Source organism: Streptomyces sp. NBC_00080 (assembly GCF_045041255.1).
GTDB lineage: Bacteria > Actinomycetota > Actinomycetes > Streptomycetales > Streptomycetaceae > Streptomyces > Streptomyces coriariae.
In genome coordinates this window covers 298,189-316,569 of the sequence record NZ_CP108236.1, presented here as the reverse complement: position 1 = coordinate 316,569, position 18,381 = coordinate 298,189, and the positions used below count along the sequence as shown (strand labels likewise).

Below are 18,381 nucleotides of genomic sequence, written 5' to 3'. Positions count from 1 at the left end.
CCCGGGTGCCCGAGAACCCCCCACACGCGGTTCTGACCGCAGCCGCTATGTGAGCCCACCAGCAAGAGGGACCGCCATGCCCATACCCACAACGCCCGCCACCCTCGACAGGTTCCTCACCCTCAGCCACCAGGCCCTGTGGGCGGACGCCGACGCCTTCGCCCAAGAGGAGGTCCTTCCCCTGGTGGAACGCATGGAGAGCGCGCCCAGCCGCGTCGACCGGAAGATCGCCCGGCTCATGGCCGGCCGCCGCTGGTTCGGCGTCACCGTCCCCACCGCGTTCGGCGGCATGCAGGCCGGACACGTCGCCAAGACGATCCTGATCCACCGCCTTGCCCGCGTCTCCGGCGCGGCCGCCGCGATCCTCCAGGCGAGCCTGATCCCGGTCGCCGCCCTCCTCCACTACGGCAGCGACGAGCAGCGCACCGCTCTGCTTCCCAGCGTCGCCGACGGGAGCGTGCTGATGTCGATCGCGGTGACCGAGCCGGACCAGGGCGGCCACATCGGCGGCATGACCACCAGCGCCGAGTGGGACGGCAAGGCCTGGGTGCTGTCCGGGACCAAGGCCCACGTCGGCAACAGCCACCTGGCCCACCAGCATGTTGTCGTCGCCCGCACAGCCCCGCACGGCACGCGCACCTCCCAGGCCCTCACCGCGTTCCTCGTGCAGACCGAACAACGAGGCGTGCACGTCCACCGCCACACCAGCAAGCTCGGCCTGCACGGCTTCAGCTACGGCCTGATCAGCTTCGACCGCGTCCGCATCCCGCCGCGGAACGTCATGGGTGAGGTGGGGCAGGGCTTCGACGTCGCGCAGTCCAGCAGCATCCTGTACGGAAGACCCAACCTGGCCGCCGTCAGCCTCGGCCTGCACGAAGCGGCCGTCGCCCTCACCACCCGGTTCCTCAGCCACCGCCCCCGCTACAAAGGGACAGTCGCCGACCTCAGCGTGGTCCGTGACCGGCTCGGCCGCATGTCCGCCCGGGCGATCATGGCGCGGATCCTGGCCTACCACGCCGTCGACATGCTCGACCGCGGCCTGCCCTGCGACATGGAACTCGTCGCCGCCAAAGCCATCGGCCACGAACTCGCAGCCGAGGCAGGCCGGGACAGCATGGAGCTGCATGGGGCAAACGCGCTCATCGAGGGGTACCCCCTCGAGCGGGTCTGGCGCGACATGCAGACCACCTACGCCCCCGCCGGCACCGGCGAGGTCCAGCGCATCCGCCTCGCCCAGAACCTCCTCCACGAACACGGCCACCCCGGCGAGGAGACCGACCAAACGCAGTGGTCCACCCGCCTCGCCCACCTCACCCGGCACGCCCGAGCAGACCCGGCGACCGCCCTGTAGAGCTCCCGCGCACGGCACCCCCGTGTATCCGCATTGCCGTGCGCGGGCCCCGGCCCCGCCGCAGACCACGCCATCAAGCCAGGCCTGCGGCGGGGCGCACACCCCCACACCCCTCCCCTCACACACGCCCCTACCCATCCACCCTTCTCAAAGGAACGCATGAACATCACCGTCCACCATGACGCAGGCCGCAGATTCGATGACCTGGCGCAGCGCGTTGAGGCCGTCGCCGCCGAAACCGCCCCCCTCGTCGAAGCGGTGACGGGACTGGCCCTGCCCGACACGGTGGTCATCCGGACCATGTCCCCACGCGCATGGCTGAAGGCGCACCAGCGCCGCAGCGCACGGCTGCTGCGGGCCGAAGCCCGCGAGCTGCGCGCTCCTCGAAGGCGCAGGCGCCAGGCGAAGGTGCAGCACTACACCCAGTGCAACGGCAGGCACCGGATCTGGCCCCTGATCGGCGCCCAGGTCGTCGACTTCCGTCCGAGCCAGTTCGAGCTCGTGATCCTGCCCCAGTCCATGCGCGAAGCCGGCCGGCTCAACGACCAGGCCGTGCTCACCAAGGTCATCGGCCACGAGCTGACCCACATCGCCCAGCACGCCACCGACCACGGTGCGATGTGGCAGCTACAGGACAGCTACTACCCGGAGCTGCGGGGCATAGCCGACCGCGACTACGCCTTCCTCGTGGAAGGGCACGCCTACTGGGCCGACCGGCAGATCACGACGAAACTCCTCGGCGCCCCGGTGTCGCTGAAGGAGATCAGCCCACACGCCACGCACCGCTACAGAGACCTGGCAGACACCCCCCAACGCGCCGAAACGCTGGAGTACTTCACCAGGGCCGTCGACAGCGTGGAGGAAATCGTCACCACGCACGGCCTCGATGCCTTCAACAAGGTCTGGCACCGTCCCGACCTCGTTCCGACCCGCGATGAGGCCAGCACACCCATCGGCTGGATGCAGCGCTTCGGATAGCGGGGCGTGCCGCCCTCTGACGTCCCTCGCCAGGCACCCCCGTTGCCCAGCGCGGGATACCAGCCCGGCGCGGGGACGACTGTTTGACGCGCCCTCCTCTGCGAGCGCGCTACAGCCGCCCCCGCGCCGGGTGAACCACCGAGAGCTTTCCGCGACGCAGACCAAGGACAACAACGGTGCAGCCCGACCATCCCGCCTTCCTCTTTCCTGGCGCAGCACCCCCTCAGCCCTCTCGTTCCCCGGACCGGACCCTGGTCCAGGGCGGGGCCGGGGCTCCAAGCCACCACACTGATTCCCCTGACCAAGAGAGTGCTGCGCTCACACCGCCCGTCTTCGACGTCGAAGGCACATCCGAAACGAACCAGTGCCGAAGGTGTTGTCCTGCCAATTCCGGCGGTGCAACGATCGCGGCCTCCCTGAGTGCTGCGGGGACGGTGGCTCGGTGAAGCCGCTGCTGTGGCGGGGCATGCGGGTTCCGTACCTCACCTCATGGACCGGAGAGCACGTCCCCCAGCCGCGCATCATCAAAGTCCCCCATCCCCGCGGCCAGCGCATCGGCTATGTGGACGAGAACGAGATGGCCGACCGGCGCCTGGAGACTCTGTGGGTACGCACCGGCCCCGCCCAGGGCTGCGGCCGACCGGACTTCCTGCGCAACAACTCGCACCGGCAAAAGCTGGTTTGCGTACGGCTACATCCACGATCGTCTGTCCGAATCCTGTGCGACGTTCCGTCCGCGGGACGGCCAGCGCCCCTCACGCCAGCCGCGCGGCAGCGGCCCGCAGGCCCCCGCGCTGACAGTTCAGGCAGGCGGCCTCTGCAGATCCTGAGGCGTTTGCACCTTGTGCTGGCCGCGCACCACGGCCGTCATGCCGGCGGTGTTCTCGAAGAAAGCCAACGCCGCACCCTCAGACTCCCGCCCCGGCCTGCTGCCGGGCCACGTCCTGCCTCACATGGCGCAGGACGGGGCGGGCTCCAACTTCCCGTCCGAGCACGGCCACGCGACCGCACATGCAGCAGCCTCCCCGCGTTGCAGCGGAATGGCAGCCGAGCCCGGACCGGGAAGCACGCGCTACTCCAACACCGCTCACTAGGAGGACGAGATGTTCCTTCCCTATCCCGTGATCGAACAACTCGATGACACCCAGGTGGCCACCTGGGAGAAGCACTTCGCCGGCGCCGAACACGAACGGCCCCGGGCGATCGAAGAGGGTATCTGGCGCCGGACGCAGGACCCAGCGAACGCCGTGCAGTCCGGATGGTCCGAGGACGAGCAGGGCCGCCGCCGCATCGTGCACTACCGCTACCGGTTCGACCTCGACTACACGTTCCCGGTGCCGCGGCTCGTTCTCTCGGACCTGTACCTGTACGCGTCGGTCCTCGCCCCGAAGGCCGAGATCGGCGAGTACCGCGACCACGTGTGCTCCTGGCTCGCCGAAGGCGGATGGCGGCAGGTCGATGACGCCATGTGGTCGAAGGGCGACCTGCGGGTCACCGTCACCCCGTACGACACGCACCCGCAGGACGAGCGAGCCTCGCGGGAGACGCCGGCCGGGTTCTGCTCGCTCGACGTGGTGTTCGTCTCCGAGGACTTCGCGGTGACGCGCAACGTGCGACAGATGCCGTGGAACGTCCTGGCCGGCGGCATCCGCATCAAGGACGAGCGCGGCAACCCCACCTACACCGACGACCTGAGCGAGCTGAAGAACTACCTGCCGTTCCAGGTCGAGATCGGCTGCGGCACGAGCGTGGAGGCCGGGGTGCCACCGCTGCACTTCCTGCACCAGGCGTACCGGGTCACCGAGCGGACCGACAACGTCATGAAGCAGACGCACCCGTTCGTCCTGAGCCCGCAAAAGGACACACTCGTGCGGGAGATGCTGCTCGACGCCACGGCGAAGGCGGACGAGCTGGTCACGATGTTCCGCGTCAGCTTCCTCGCCGAACCGACGGCTGCGCACCACGCGCTCAAGGCCCTGCACGACGCCGGGGTTTTCGTCGGCCCGGTGATGCAGCACAACTTCGATCTGCTCGCCGCACGGGCCGGGCTCGCGGAGCACTTCGTGCGCCGCTACGACCAGAAGATCCCGCCGGTGCCGTTCCACCCCGACGCGAAGGCGCTCCTGGTCGTCGGCCTGCACGCCGATCGGCGGTCGGTCCAGAAGCGGGCCCGCGAGCGCGGCATGAAGGTCTTCTACATCGACACCGAAGGTCTGGAGGAGTTCGGCACGTACATGCCCTACCCGCTGGAGGGCCCGCAGGACGGTGACGTGATCGTGAAGGCCGAGGCCGTCCCCACGCTCATCGAACTGTGCCACCAGCTCGGCGTGACCGTCCCCGTCGCCCAGGCTGCCGCCTGATCGGCACGGTTTCCCGGGGCCGCGCACGGCGCTCGCACGCGGCCCCCTCCGTGAGCACACCCGAGAAGGGACTCCCCCAAGTGGATCGGTACGCACAAAACCGTGAGCGGCTGCTGACGTCATCCAGGCCCATGCCGGACTTCGAGGTCGTAGGAACACAGGGCCCATGGCTGCACCTTGCGGGCGGCGCCCGGATCTTCGACGGATCGAGCGGGCTGCTCTGCACCAACGTGGGCCAGAGCAGCCCCAAGGTCCACGCCAGGATCGAGAGGCAGTTCTTCCGCTACTCCTTCGGCGGCGCCGCCGTCGTCCAGCCCCACATCCAGATGGAACTGATGGAACGTCTGTGCCGCGCCGTGGGCCGACCTGACGACTCCGTAGCGCTGACCACGTGCGGGACGCTCGGCGTCGAGGTGGCCCTGGGCCTGGCGCGGATCATCACCCGGGTACGTGACGGGAAGCGGCGCGGGGACATCCTGACCTCGACCTTGAGCTACCACGGGATGTCGGCCCTCACCCTCGCACTGGCCGGCAACCACGCCCGCAGGCCCCGCCCGCAGGACGCTCTCGGCCTCTGCCCCGGCTTCCCGGCGCCCTACCCGCCGACGCACCCTCACACGGACCGCGACTGCGACGCCTCGTGCGCCAACGAGATCGCGAAGGAGATCGACCGCCGCGGGGCTGAGCACGTCGCCGCGGTACTGATCGAGCCCATCAACGGGACCACGGGCGGCGGCTTCGTGCCGCCGGACGGCTACCTGCGGCGGGTCTCGGAGATCTGCCGAGAGCGGGACGTCCTGGTGATCCACGACGAGGTGCTGACCGGGATGTGGCGCACCGGAACCCCGCTCGCCAGCCATCACTGGGACGGCTGCGAGCCCGACATAGTGATCCTGTCCAAGGGGCTGGGCGCCGGATACACGAGCGTCGGCGCGGTGCTGGTGTCGCCCGAGATGGCCCAGTGGGTCCGGCACGCGGACTCCGACCCGCTGCCCGCGATGGGCACCATGGCCACCCATCCCCTCATGGCAGCCGCGTGCCTGGGTGTCCTGGACGAGCTGGAGGAGATGGACTTCGTCGCGTTCGCAGCGCGCGGCCACCGCCTCGGGGAGGCCATGACGTCGCTGAGGGGTGTCGGGCCGGTGCTGGACATCCGCGGGCGGGGATTCCTCTACGGGGTGGAGGTCGCCCCGGGAAAGCTCTGGCCGGTGATGAAGGCCGTGGAGGACCGAGGCGTGTTCTTCTACCCGTTCACCGGCGCCGGGGAGCCCGAGAGCGAAGGGCTCGTCGTCGCGCCCCCGCTGACGTCGACGGACGAGGACATCGAGTTCCTGTCCACCGCGCTGTCCGGCGCGCTGGACGCCGTGAGCTGAACCGTCGGCGCCCCGACCTGACTCGCGTTACCCGATCGAACACTCCAACGAACCCGTGAGCAGCCCGACTTGGGGCGTGCTTGCCAACCGATAGCGTCTGGATGCTCACCGAAGTCGGTGTGCCCCCGACGAGACAAGGACGACCTGCAATGCGTGTTTCCGTGATCGGCTGCGGTCACCTCGGCATCCCGCACGCGGCGGCGATGGCCGAGCTCGGCCACGAGGTCATCGGCGTGGACGTCGACCAGGCCAAGGTCGATCGGCTCAACGCCGGCGAATGCCCCATCTACGAGACCGGCCTGCCGGAACTGCTCGCCCGCCATACCCAGAGCGGACGGTTGCGCTTCACCACCGACATCCGCGAGGCCGCCGACTTCGCCGATCTGCACTTCATCGGTGTCGGTACTCCCATCGACGCGGACGGCCGCTCCTACGACACCGCACAGGTCTTCGGCGCGATCCGTCAGCTCGCTCCCCACCTCGACCGCGCGTGCACGATCGTCGGGAAGTCCACCGTCACCGTCGGCACCACCATCCAGGTCACCGCCCTCGCGCAGCGCCTGGCCCCCGCCGGCGACCGGGTCGACGTCGTATGGAACCCGGAGTTCCTGCGCGAAGGCCACGCCGTCGAGGACACCCTTCGCCCGGACCGGCTCATCGCCGGCGTCTCCACCGCGGAGGGCGAGAAGGCGATCCGCGCGGTGTACGCCGGGATCATCGACGCGGGCGTGCCGATCTTCGTCACCGACCCGCAGACCGCCGAACTGGCCAAGGGCGCCGCGAATACGTTCCTGGGCTTGAAGATCAGCTACATCAACGCTGTCGCCGACATGTGCGAGGCCGCGGGCGGCGACGTCTCCCAGATCGTGGACATCCTCGGCATCGACCCCCGCATCGGCGCCGGGGGCATGCGGCCCGGGATCGGCTACGGCGGCGGCTGCCTCCCCAAGGACGTCCGGGCCTTCACCGCCTCCGCCCGGCAGCTCGGCGCCGAGCAGGCCGCGGCCCTCCTGCGCGCCGCCGAGGAGATCAACGAGCACCGCACGGACGTCGCCCTCGGGCTCATCACCCGTGCCTTGGGCGACCGCCCCATCAAGGGCGCCCGGATCACCGTGTGGGGCGCCGCGTTCAAGCCCGGCACCAACGACGTGCGCGATTCTCCGGCCCTTGCCCTCTGCCAGGCACTCCATCAGGCCGGCGGCGTCGTCACCGTCCACGACCCGCAAGCCGTGCCCACGGCGATGGTCCGCAACCCGGAGCTGGACTACACCGACGACCTGGCCGCCTCCCTCGACGGCGCGGACCTCGTCGTCCTGGCCACCGAGTGGCCCGAGTACCGGCAGGCCGTTCCCCACACCTTGGTGGACCGCCCGGCCAACCCCCTGCTTGTCGACTGCCGGACCACCCTCGACCCTGAGCCCTGGCGCGCGGCGGGATGGACTGTTCGCCAGCTCGGGCGGCCGGGGAAGTAGCACCGGGCCGCGCCATGAGCAGCAACGACGTTCTCCTTCGCCGGGCATTCGCCGCCGACGCATGCGCCGCGGCCGATGTGTGGCTGCGCTCCTACGCCGCGGCGCTGCCGACCGTGCGCTGCGCACACGACGAACGCGACGTGCGGGACTGGTTCGCCCACGTGCTCGTGCCGCAGTACGAGACCTGGGTCGCCGTCACCGGGAACAGCGTGGTGGGCCTGTTGGTGCTCAAGGGAGAGGAGGTGAAGCAGCTCTACCTCGAACCGGAATGGCGCGGACGGGGCCTCGGCGACCGGTTCATGTCCCTGGCCAAACAGCAGCAGCCTGACGGCCTGTCACTGTGGACGTTCCAGGTCAATGGCGCGGCCCGGCGTTTCTACCGGCGGCACGGCTTCACCGAGGCCGAGCGCACCGACGGTCAGCGCAACGACGAGCGCGAGCCCGATCTCCGCTACGTCTGGCGGCCGCAGACGTAGCCGCTTCCCGCCCGGCCGGACGATGACAGCGGTCACCCGAACACCGGGTGGCCGCCGTCCCGATGGGGCCTGCGGGACTACGGTGACGCACATGACGATTCTGATCGTTGGTGGGTCCGGCTTCCTGGGGTCCGAGCTGGTCCGGCAGGCGAGTGCGGCGGGACACACGACAGTCGCGACGTACACGACCAAGGCGGGAATCGCCTCACCAAGCGCGTGGCGCCCGCTCGATCTGCGGGACGCGGGAAGCCTGGACGCCATCATGGCCGAGGTGAACGCGCGCGTCGTCATCAACGCATCGAGCGGCGGGGCCGACTGGGCAGTTACGGCAGAAGGTCCGCTCCAGCTCGCCATAGTCGCAGCGAAGCGCGGAACCCGCATGGTCCACATGTCCACCGACGCGGTGTTCTCCGGCGCCGATCGCGTCCACTACGACGAGTCCTGTCTCCCGGACCCCGTCACCCCGTACGGCGCAGCCAAGGCAGCCGCGGAGACCGGGGTCCTCGCGGTGCACCCGAAAGCCGCCGTCGTCCGCACGTCGCTGATCATCGGCCACGGGCGTTCCGTGCACGAGCGCCTGGTCCACCAACTCGCCGCTGGTACGGTCGACGGAGCCCTGTTCACCGACGACATTCGGTGCCCGGTCCACGTCTCAGACTTGGCCGCCGCACTGCTGGAACTGGCGCTGAGCGGCGCTGTGGGAATCCACCATGCCGCGGGATCCGATGCCCTGAGCCGCCACGAACTAGGCGTCCTCATCGCAAGGCGCGACGGTCTCGACGCCTCCCGGCTGCCCGCCGGCCTCCGAGCCGAGAGCACCGTTCCCGGAGGCCTTGACGTGCGTCTCGACAGTCGGACGACCCAACGGTCTTTGCGCACCCCCCTGCGCGGCGCCCGGGAGTTCCTTCGCCTCCGGGAAGACGGGCATCGTTCCCACCGCTGACCATCCATGTCCACGGCGCAAACTTCTACGACGCCGCGACCAAACTGAACTCGGGCAGCAGCGGGCCCATCACTGTGAAGCTGGCCGACTTCCCCCGACATGCCGGCCTGGACCTCACCATGATGTCCGCGCTGCGCTCCATGCCCGCCCTAGTCGGCGCCGCCCTGCGCATGGCGTGGAGCGCCGACCGGCGGGCGCTGCTCGCCGTGGCGGTCAGCGAGATCGGCCAGGGCATCGCCGCCGCCGTCGGCCTGCTCGCCATCAACGCCGTCATGCATGCCCTGCTCGCCGGCAGCGGCGACGCCGCCCAGCGGCTGCACGCGCTGCTGCCCGGCCTACTGGCCGCGGCCGCCATCGGTGTGGGTCAACTCCGCCCTGGCCGCGTGGTCGACCTCTCGCGCCGGGCGCCTGGAGCCCATGGTCGAGCGGGTCGCCACCACCCAGTACCTGGCCGCCGCCGCACGTGCCGAGCTGGAAGCCATCGACGACCCCGACTTCCGGAGGCTCGTCGACGTCGCCCAGTACGGTCCGGGCTCCGCCCGCCGCATGGATCGGTGTCTGTGTCGCCGCGCTGAACGGCCTCATCTCGCTGATCGCCACCGCAGGCGTCCTGGCCGTCCTCCATCCCGTCCTGCTGCCCATGCTGATCCTCATCGCCGCCCCGCGCGGCTGGGGTGCCATGCGCGTGGCCCAAGAACGGTACGTGTCGGTGATGAGCTGGCTCGAGCATGTGCGGGCCAGCCGGCTCATCGGTAACCTGCTCACCGAGCGCAGCGCCGCCCAGGAAGTCCGCCTGCACGCCGTCGGCGCCTTCCTCCTGAACCGCTACGAGCGCATGGCCGAGAGCGCCGAGGCCGAACAGGAACGCCTCGCCTCCAGCAAAGCCCTGACCGAGTGGCTCGCCTCCGCGCTGTCCGGGCTGGCCATGGCCGGGACCTACGGGGCCATGTTCTGGCTGATCATGACCGGCCGCATGAGCCTCGCTATCGCCGGCACCGCTGTGATCGCGGTGCGGACCGGGTCGGCGAGCCTGGGCGCGCTGGTGATGAACATCAACCAGCTGTACGAGGAATCCCTCTACGTCCGCGACCACGGCCGGTTCCTGGCTCAGGCAGCGCAGCACACCATCCCCGAAGGCGGCGATCCCGTCCCCGAACAGGTCAGGGAAATCGTTCTTGACCGCGTCACCTATCGCTACCCCGACCGTGACACGGCTGCCCTGGACCAGGTGTCCCTCAGCCTGCCGATGGGCACGGTCACCACGGTGGTGGGTGAGAACGGCTCCGGCAAGAGCACGCTGATGAAAATCCTGTCAGGCATGCTGCTACCCCAGGCCGGCACCCTGCGCTGGGGCGAGGCGGACATCAGCGACCTCGACCGCTCCCAGGTGTTCGAGCGTGTCTGTCTGCTCACCCAGGATTTCCAGCGCTGGCCCGTGACCGCAGCGATGAACATCCGCCTCGGCCGCCCCTCCCACCCGGCCACGCTCCAAGACCTGCAGCCCTCTGTCGACTACGCCGCAGCCGGACCGGTCATCGCCAAACTCCCGACGGCCTTCGCAGTCTGTTGGCCCGCATGTTCCGCGGCGCCATCGAACTCTCCGGCGGCGAATGGCAGAAAGTGGGGCTTGCCCGCACCCACTGGCGCAGTGCAACCTCGCACGCGGACAGCGTTCTCATCGTGGACGAACCCACCTCGGCCCTCGACCCCGAAGCCGAAATCGAAGCCTTCAACCGCATTCGCCGTCTCGCCGCCCCCAACCGGGCCGTCGTCCTGGTCACTCACCGCATGTCCGGCGTCCGCCACGCCGACCGCATCTACGTCCTCAACGCAGGACACCTCGTCGAACACGGCACCCACGACGAACTCATCGCCGCACACGGGCGGTATGCCGCCATGTTCGACGCCCAGGCAGCCCAGTACGCCCCCACCGCCACCATCCCGAAACCCGCCTCAACCACCGTCACAGATCCCGCATAGCGCAGCACGGGAGCGGTGGGGCCCGCCCACCGCGTGCCCCGCCGCCATCGAAGAGATCCCGGCGGAGGGGATGCGGCTGAGCTGACCTCCCCACCTCGACTCGTCCCGCTCCACGCACGTTTGAGGTTGCCCTATGCCGCTATCGCTCCACCACGTCCGCACCACCGTCGAGACCTACCTCGCTCGCCACCCTTACGAGCGCGTGCAGCTCGGCGCCCTCCTGGACGCCCTCGAACGTCCCACCGACATCGCCAGCCGCTCCACCTTCACCGGACACGTCACCTGCGCCGCGATCGTCGTCGACCCGGTCGGCCGCGTCCTGCACATGCTGCATCTGGCGAACGGGAAGGTCCTCACCCCTGGCGGACACCCCGATCCCGCAGACGAGTCCTTGGCCGGGGCGGCGCTGCGGGAGCTGCACGAGGAGACCGGGATCCCGGCTGAGGCTGTGGCACCGTGGCCCGGCTACGAGGCCGTGCCATTCGACATCGACATCGCAACAGCGGTGCTGGTGGTGCCGCAGGCAGAAGAGGTCGGCGGCATCGAATGGCGACCCGTGGACAGGGTGACCTCCCCCTCACTGCGCGCGAAGCTGCTCAAGCTCACGCCGCAGACCGCCAACGCCTCCGCCCTGATCTACAACGACCGCGGCGAGTACCTGCTCCACCTGCGTGACTACTTCCCCGGCCGGATCTGGGAGCCGGGCATGTGGTCCCTGCTGGGCGGCGGCCGAGAGCCCCAGGACGCCACCCTGGAACACACCGTGCGGCGCGAACTGGCCGAGGAAGCCGGCCTCGACCTCGCCGACCTGACCCCGTTCGGCACCGAGTACGCCTCCGACGACGCCGGTCTGAGCGTGCCCATCGCCATCTACGCCGGCCGCTGGAACGGCGATCCACGCGACCTCCGTCTCACGGAAGGGGTGATGCTGGCCTGGTTCGCCCCCGACGACCTCCACCGCCTGCGTATCGCAGACACCACGTACGACCTCGTACAACGCCACGCCGCCAGCCGCCCGGCCAACGCGTCCAGCACTGCGTCGCAGAGCGGGCTCTCATCGAACGAGGAGTGCCGCCCATCTGCTCCGCACGGCACGGTCCTCAACGTCATCGGCGTCCACCTCTACCTGGAGCGGCCCGACGGGACAGTGCTGCTCGGGCTGCGCCACCCCGACTCCGAGTTCGCGCCATCCACCTGGCACGTCCTGGCCGGTCACTGTGAGCAGGAGAGCGCCATCACCTGCCTGATCAGGGAGGCACAGGAGGAAGCCGGCCTGCACATCGAGCGCCAGGACGTCGAACTCGTCCACGTCGTCCACCACATCGACACCGGCGGGGACCGGCCCCGCATGGGCCTGTTCCTGCGCGCCCGCGTCTGGAGCGGCGAGCCGGAACTGCGCGAGCCGGACAAGTGCACTCAGTGGAAGTTCTGGGATCCGGCCGCGCTCCCCGACGATCTCGTTCCCTACACCCGAGTGGCCATCGAGGGCATCCGTGCCGGCCGCCTCTACTCCGAAACGGGCTGGGCATGAGCACGGCCGCGCCCCCGCACCCGGACCTCCCGCCCGAGGAAGTACGACAGCTCGCCGAGCAGGCGGTGGGGCACATCGTCACCTGGACAGACACCTCCTGGGACCGCGACAGCAGCCGGGTATGGCGGGCCGACGGAGCACAAGAAGGGATCTGGTACGTCAAGATCCACCAGAGCGCGCGGTTCCACCACCGCGAGGTGGACGCGTACCGCACCTGGGTCCCCAGCCTCGGAACAGCTACTCCCACCCTCGTGACCGCCGACAGCACGTTGCGGGCCGTCGTCATCACCGCAGTGCCCGGCCGACCCTTGCACGGCATCGCGCACCCGCCCGAGCAGCAACAGCTCCTCTTCCACCAGATCGGCGCCCTGGCCGCAGCCATCCACCACAGCGCAGCACCGCTCCCCGCGGAGGAAAGAGTGCCCGCGCTCGCGAAGGTCGAGCGGCACCTGGAAGCAGCCCGCCCCAACCTGCAACCGGGAGACGAGGAGTTCATCCGCCAGATCGTGGCGCGCGCCCAAGATGTTCCGCCCCTCGACCGCGTGCCGACACACGGGGACTTCCAGCTGCGCAATCTGCTGCTGGACGACACCGGCAGCCTCGCCGTGATCGACTTCGAACGCAGCGAGCCCGGCCCGGCCATCCGCGACCTGGTCCGCCTCGCAGACGCCTGGGCCACCCAGCCGCACCTCCACGACGCCTTCATGTCCGGCTACGGCCGGGCACTCACGCCAACCGAAGAAGAACGCTTCGTCGTCGACTCCGCGCTCGACGCCCTCTCCGGAATCCATTACGGCGCCACCCACGCCGATACGGAAACACAAGAGCGCGGCCACCGCGCCCTGGCGCGCCTGCGATCCCAAGGCCGCAACGGACGAACCGCATCGAACGGAGGCACGCGTGGCTGACGACACCCAGCAGGCGATCCCAGCCGTCCCGAGTCCGGCGACCGGAGGTGAACCACAAGAGCACCACATGCACCTGCTCGGGCGGTACTACCGCCAAGTGGAAGCAGGCCGCAGAACGATCGATGTGAGAGCGGCCACCCCGCAGAAGCACGCCGTCGCAGTCGGTGACACGGTCGTCTTCCACGACCGGGACACCGGGCGGGAACTCGACGTCATCGTGAAGCGGATCGCCCTATACCACTCCTTCGAGGATCTGCTCAGCTCGGAGGACACCGTGCGCATCGACCCGGACGGGCCGCCTGGAGAGCTGCTCGCCAACCTCCGCAGCATCTACCCGCCGGCCAAGGAAGCCCTCGGCGTTCTCGCCCTCGCATTCGACCACCGCCCTGCCCGCCCCGGCCGCCCCATGCCGATGACGCCCACGCAGTACGCGCAGACCGTTCCCCACCACACGGTGTACGGCTGCCTGTACATCCGCGACGAATACGACCGGCCGGTCCAGCTCCGCTCGGTCTACGGCTCGAGACTCTGGCAGTTCCCCGGCGGCAACCTGGACGCCCCAGGCGAGGACCCGCTGCAGACCGCACAACGAGAGACAATCGAGGAGACGGGCCTCGAACTCGGTCTGGACACGCCGAAGCTGCTCCTGACGCACTTCCTTCACGCCGGGCCGCGCCTGCCGCTGAACAAGGTGGGGCTCATCTTCGACGGAGGCCAGCTCACCGCCGACCAGCTCGGCCGGATCCGACTCGATCCCGCAGAGCACGACATGTGGGCCGTCCACGACCTCACGACCTGGCAGGAGCTGATGGCGCCACGTGCCTTCGCCCGCCTCGACGCCATCGAACGAGCCCGGCGCGGCGAGGGCCCCGCCTACCTGATCACGCACACCTGATCCCCGACACCCCCTACCGCCCGCACATCGAGCGCCACGACATTGCCTAAAAGGGTCGTCAGCTGCGGGTACCCGTTATGGCAGCAGGGCCCTGTTGTGAACGGGGTGTCTTCTCCCCAACCTTCCTGACGTCGATCGTGCGGGGATCGACGGCTTCGCCGGGAGCACCCTCTTGATACAGGCCTTCGGGCTGAGTGTCGCGGTCGTGCGGGAGAAGGAAGAAGACGCGGCGCCGGTAGAGGCCGCTGTCGGGGTCGGCTTCGGCGTGGTCGTCGAGTTCGGCGTAGCCGACCATGCGGCCGTCGCGGGCGTAGCGGGGTTTGTTGCGCCGACGTGGGGTCTTGTCAAGGGCTTGGCGGACGTAGTCGAGGTTTTCGGGGTCTTCTAGCCACACCACGTGTGCTTCGTGGGTGAGATCGCCCTCGGTCAGTAGCGAGCTCATGGCTGCTGCCCCTCCTCTGTGTGCCGGGCCGGATGGCGGACCGTCTCGTGGTGCGGTGTGCTATTCGCTGGCGAGCCCGGCCCCGCAGGTTCATGGTAGGCCCGGCGGGCGGGAGTGCGCAGGGGCGTCTGTGCGCTGCGCCAGTGCAGGAGTTGGTTCATCACGGTGTGTCCAGCAGAGCGAGGCCGGGGTAGTACTTACGGCCGTTCGATTTGATCATGTCGGCGGGTGAGGCGAGGCCGACTTCCTGCCGGACGCGAGTGGCGAAGGCGCGGGCACCGGCAGGGCGGATGCCTTCGCCGACGCTGCACCAGGAGGCGTAGGCGGTGTACAGCAGGCCTTGCTCGACGCGCAGGTCGGGTTGGACGTCAAGGTCGCGGGTGCAGCATTCGGTAAGGAAGCGGCCGATGTGGTCTTCGGTGTTCGCGTAGGCGGTGGTGGCGATGCGGACGCGGTCGGGACCTTCGAGGTTGTCGCGGGTGGCGAGGTAGCGGCGGGCCCCTTCGATGAGCCACTGCAGGATGCCGGGGCCTTCGTCACGGACGAGCTCGAAGGCCAGGTTGTCGATCTTGCGGTGGTCGGGGACGGTGCGCTCAAAGGGAAGCAAGCGGATGCGGCGCCAGAAGGCGAAGCCCCCGGTGGAGACTTCGGGGCGGTGGTTGCCGAGCAGCCACAGGTGGTGGGTGGGGGTGAAGGAGAAGTAGTCCTGCCGCATGCGGCGGGCCTTGATCTTGTCTCCGCCGGTCAGAAGCCGGACGCGGGCTTCGTCGAATTTGTCGTTGGGCTTGAGTTCGCTGCAGACGATCAGCCGGCGCCCGTGGAGCTCGGTGAGTTCGGTGGAATGCTCCGAGAACGCCCCACGGTCCATGAGGAATCCTGGTGGTGCTGCGTCCGCGTAGTCGCCCAGGATCTGGATCATGGTGTCAAGCAGGACGCTTTTGCCGTTCTTGCCGTGGCCGTGCAGGAAGGGCAGGACCTGGGCGCCGACGTCACCGGTAATGGAGTAGCCCAGCAGCAGGTGCAGAAAGTTGATCATTTCCTGGCCTTCGGCGTCGTCGCCGAAGGTGTCGTGCAGGAAGCGGTGCCATCGCGGGGTCTCGATCGCCTGCGGTGCAACGCTCGTAGCACGGGAATGGAAGTCGCAGGTGGGGTCGGGCTTGCGCAGCAGCCCGGAGTTCAGGTCGACGACGCCTGCCGGGGTGCACAGCGCATAGGGGTCCCCGTCGAGAGTGTCAGGGTCCACGGAGAGGTCCGGGGAGGCTTTCGCCTGAGTGAGAAGAGCTTTCATCCCGGTCGTCGACAGGGTGCGCTTCTTGTGCAGGTGGAGCTCACGGTCGCTGAACAAGCCGCGCGGGTCGGTGTCAGGCATGTCCTCGGCCATTTCGCCCGCGGCCCACAGAGCTGCCTTTTCACCACCGGTGCGCTTCCAGCGGTAGCCGTCCCAGGAGAACCAGCCCAGGCCTTCGACGTGGCGGAACTGATCGCGGAAAAGCTTCACGAAGAGCTTGGCGTTGCCCCGGTCGGTGAGTGTCCCGGGCAGGGGGGCCGGCTGCGCCCACGACGGCGCAGCCACTGGGGAGGTGTTGGCCTGGGCGGGGAGCGCTGCCGGAGGGTGGACCGGATGTTCGAGGTCCAACATCTGCTGAGCGGCGGCGCTGGCGTCGAAGCGCGGTGATTCGGCGCTGCTCATGAGCGTCCTTCGAGGTGGAGCGGACGTGCGGATCCGGCGGCAAGGGCGTCGTCGATGATGCGTTCGTTGCGGGTGCTCTGCCAGGGCCGGGCAGCAGCGGCTGCTTCAAGCAGCAGGGTACGCGCGGTCTGTTCGTCGAGGTGCCCGGCCGCTGCGAGTCCCCCGGCGGTGTAGGCGGCCTTGTTGAGCTTTTCCGTGAAGGAGGCGCCTTCAGGCGTGGCCGCGCACTCGGCCACGTCCATGAGCAATGGGTCAAGGACGCGCTGCCCGCCGGGAGGAGCAACGTGGCGGCGTCTGCGAGGGACCGCCGGCCGGGGACGGGCCACCGGGCACTGGATCATGTGGCCGGTCCTCACAAGTTCCTCCCCAAGCCATTCGGGCAGTGGGGCGGGTAGACGGGCGGTGCCCTCGGCCAGATAAGTGCCCTGGGTGGTTCGGGTGGTGGGGGCAACGATGTAGCCGCCATCGGCCCGTACGTCGACCTGCCAGGCTAGGGCGACCTTGGCGCTGGATCCGGTCGAGCAGCGGAACCGTACGGCCGGATGAGGGTTGCGGTACCAGACGTGGAGACCGCCGGACGGAGTACGCACGCGCAGGGTGCTGTCGTCTTCAGCCGGGCTGGGCTGCCGACGCAGCGCCGCGAGGAGCGCGAGCGTGTCGAAACCGGACGCCAGGCCCTGAAGGTTTACGGAGTCATGAATGGGAATGCCGGGAAGCAGCCGGTTACGGTCAGGGACCGGTGCGGGGTGAGCGTCGATGTCGATGACGACCAAGTCGGCCTTCCCGCAAGCGACGCCAACGCCCCAGGACGCGTCGCCGGACCACCAGCTATCGATCCGCGCCAGGTCAGTGGTCGCAGCGTGGAAACCGTGGCACGGCCGGCCAGCGGGGAGGCAGGAGCAGTCGGCCGGTGCGTGGTGATGGTCTCTGCAGGCCTGGCAGTTGGCGGCGGGCGTCTTGCGACCCGCCGCGAGTGGATGGACCGGCCAGCCTTGGTCAGCGCACCACCGGGCTACGGCATGGGGAGTCGCTGGCCGCCCAGTTGCTGCGGGCGCTCGCTTCACACCGGGGCCGGACACGTGTCTGTTCCTTCTGCCGAGGTCTGCTTCCTTCAGTCCCTGACGGCCTCCTCAACCAGGTCCAGCTCGCTGTACCAGGGACCGGAGGGACTGTAGGGACTGTGTTTCCGAAGAAAGTCTAGGACCCGGAGGCGGGGGAAGTGAGCAGCTCCCCCGCGTGGCGGTCTATCAGCTTCCGGGTCCCTACAGTCCCTTGGGTCTCTACATGGAGGCAAGTCCACTGAAGCAATGCCACAAATGCCCTTTATGCGAGGGCCTAAAGGGATCGTAACCACACGTCAGGCGCGCGATCCACGTCGCGAGGGGAGTGCTCTCAGCTTGAGCCCTGTAAGAGACCACCTTGGAGAACCGGGACTGAAAACGCGGTCACACCGTTCGGTCCCTCGACTCAGTCCCTGCACATTGTCCCAGGTCAGAGCCTGGTTGCCCCACCCCTGAGGGACTCAAGGGACTGAAAGCTCTCATTATGGGCCAGCTTTTACACCTGTACCTAATGGATGCGCCCGCGCGTACACACCTACACAACTCACTCATAATTCCAAGTTCGAGTCCCTTCAGTCCCTGACAGGACCTCGCTAGGCCTGTGACCTGCAACTTTGCCCAGGGACTGAACACAGGGTCTGAACGAAGCCCGAACCCTGATCCTCCTTCTCCCGCGCTGGTCAGCATCTGTGGGCTGCCCGTACTGGCCAGCCCACAGCTCTCCGCCCCTGGCAGGCCGCTGCCCGCGCCCTCGCACCTGCGATCACAAGAGGTGCAGGCAAAAAGGACTTCGCTCACGAAACGACGGCGCAGCCACGGTCCGAGCCCTGCTCCACCCCCCGCTCACGTGCAACGAAGGATTCATTGACCTTCTCGCTCAACGCCGCGAACCCCTTGCGCCCGGAGTCAAAAGCGACTGAA

15 protein-coding genes are annotated in these 18,381 nt (G+C 68.9%); 11 read left to right on the top strand and 4 right to left on the bottom strand.

The window, feature by feature from the left end:
* The first annotated feature begins 76 nt into the window (after positions 1-76).
* The 7 genes from OHU34_RS45165 to OHU34_RS45135 all read left to right on the top strand — a co-directional run bounded on the left by OHU34_RS45165 (position 77) and on the right by OHU34_RS45135 (position 8,953).
* Positions 77-1,351 carry an acyl-CoA dehydrogenase family protein gene (locus OHU34_RS45165; RefSeq protein ID WP_331733693.1) on the top strand — a complete coding sequence of 425 codons (1,275 nt, stop codon included), beginning with the start codon at positions 77-79 and terminating at the stop codon, positions 1,349-1,351.
* A gap of 159 nt (positions 1,352-1,510) precedes the next feature.
* On the top strand, positions 1,511-2,329 hold the full coding sequence (locus tag OHU34_RS45160) for a zinc-dependent metalloprotease (RefSeq protein WP_331733690.1): 819 nt from the start codon (positions 1,511-1,513) through the stop codon (positions 2,327-2,329).
* Positions 2,330-3,432: 1,103 nt separating this feature from the next.
* Positions 3,433-4,689: a hypothetical protein gene (locus OHU34_RS45155; protein ID WP_331733686.1), complete on the top strand. Its 1,257-nt coding sequence runs from the start codon at positions 3,433-3,435 to the stop codon at positions 4,687-4,689.
* 131 nt (positions 4,690-4,820) lie between these two features.
* Positions 4,821-6,062, top strand: coding sequence for an aspartate aminotransferase family protein (locus tag OHU34_RS45150; protein WP_405772728.1), 1,242 nt, complete (start codon positions 4,821-4,823; stop codon positions 6,060-6,062).
* Between the two features lie 149 nt (positions 6,063-6,211).
* On the top strand, positions 6,212-7,534 hold the full coding sequence (locus tag OHU34_RS45145; RefSeq protein WP_331733680.1) for a UDP-glucose/GDP-mannose dehydrogenase family protein: 1,323 nt from the start codon (positions 6,212-6,214) through the stop codon (positions 7,532-7,534).
* A 14-nt stretch (positions 7,535-7,548) separates the two neighbouring features.
* The gene (locus tag OHU34_RS45140; protein WP_331733677.1) at positions 7,549-8,010 is read left to right on the top strand and encodes a GNAT family N-acetyltransferase; all 462 of its coding nucleotides are present in this window, start codon (positions 7,549-7,551) and stop codon (positions 8,008-8,010) included.
* Positions 8,011-8,101: 91 nt separating this feature from the next.
* Positions 8,102-8,953, top strand: coding sequence for a sugar nucleotide-binding protein (locus tag OHU34_RS45135; protein ID WP_331733675.1), 852 nt, complete (start codon positions 8,102-8,104; stop codon positions 8,951-8,953).
* 149 nt (positions 8,954-9,102) lie between these two features.
* On the opposite strand, the gene OHU34_RS45130 is transcribed toward OHU34_RS45135, so the two are convergent.
* On the bottom strand, positions 9,103-9,273 hold the full coding sequence (locus tag OHU34_RS45130) for a hypothetical protein (RefSeq protein ID WP_327488306.1): 171 nt from the start codon (positions 9,271-9,273) through the stop codon (positions 9,103-9,105).
* Between the two features lie 320 nt (positions 9,274-9,593).
* Here OHU34_RS45130 and OHU34_RS45125 point away from each other — a divergent pair, with 320 nt between their 5' ends.
* Genes OHU34_RS45125 through OHU34_RS45110 form a run of 4 tightly spaced genes read left to right on the top strand, consistent with a single transcriptional unit; the run spans position 9,594 to position 14,267 of the window.
* A complete protein-coding gene (locus OHU34_RS45125; protein WP_405772724.1) occupies positions 9,594-11,018 on the top strand; it encodes an ATP-binding cassette domain-containing protein in 1,425 nt (474 codons plus the stop codon).
* A 48-nt stretch (positions 11,019-11,066) separates the two neighbouring features.
* Positions 11,067-12,464 carry an NUDIX domain-containing protein gene (locus OHU34_RS45120; RefSeq protein ID WP_331733669.1) on the top strand — a complete coding sequence of 466 codons (1,398 nt, stop codon included), beginning with the start codon at positions 11,067-11,069 and terminating at the stop codon, positions 12,462-12,464.
* Positions 12,461-13,372 carry a phosphotransferase enzyme family protein gene (locus OHU34_RS45115; protein ID WP_142270097.1) on the top strand — a complete coding sequence of 304 codons (912 nt, stop codon included), beginning with the start codon at positions 12,461-12,463 and terminating at the stop codon, positions 13,370-13,372. Before OHU34_RS45120 ends, OHU34_RS45115 begins: the two co-directional genes overlap by 4 nt.
* Positions 13,365-14,267 carry an NUDIX domain-containing protein gene (locus OHU34_RS45110; RefSeq protein WP_235034760.1) on the top strand — a complete coding sequence of 301 codons (903 nt, stop codon included), beginning with the start codon at positions 13,365-13,367 and terminating at the stop codon, positions 14,265-14,267. Before OHU34_RS45115 ends, OHU34_RS45110 begins: the two co-directional genes overlap by 8 nt.
* A 58-nt stretch (positions 14,268-14,325) precedes the next feature.
* On the opposite strand, the gene OHU34_RS45105 is transcribed toward OHU34_RS45110, so the two are convergent.
* The 3 genes from OHU34_RS45105 to OHU34_RS45095 all read right to left on the bottom strand — a co-directional run bounded on the left by OHU34_RS45105 (position 14,326) and on the right by OHU34_RS45095 (position 17,463).
* The gene (locus OHU34_RS45105; protein ID WP_142270095.1) at positions 14,326-14,709 is read right to left on the bottom strand and encodes a DUF6009 family protein; all 384 of its coding nucleotides are present in this window, start codon (positions 14,707-14,709) and stop codon (positions 14,326-14,328) included.
* Positions 14,710-14,869: 160 nt separating this feature from the next.
* The gene (locus OHU34_RS45100) at positions 14,870-16,399 is read right to left on the bottom strand and encodes a phage/plasmid primase, P4 family (RefSeq protein ID WP_142270094.1); all 1,530 of its coding nucleotides are present in this window, start codon (positions 16,397-16,399) and stop codon (positions 14,870-14,872) included.
* Complete coding sequence (locus tag OHU34_RS45095; protein ID WP_142270297.1) at positions 16,396-17,463, bottom strand: bifunctional DNA primase/polymerase; 1,068 nt, start codon at positions 17,461-17,463, stop codon at positions 16,396-16,398. The genes OHU34_RS45100 and OHU34_RS45095 overlap by 4 nt, the downstream gene beginning before the upstream one ends.
* Positions 17,464-18,381: the final 918 nt, after the last annotated feature.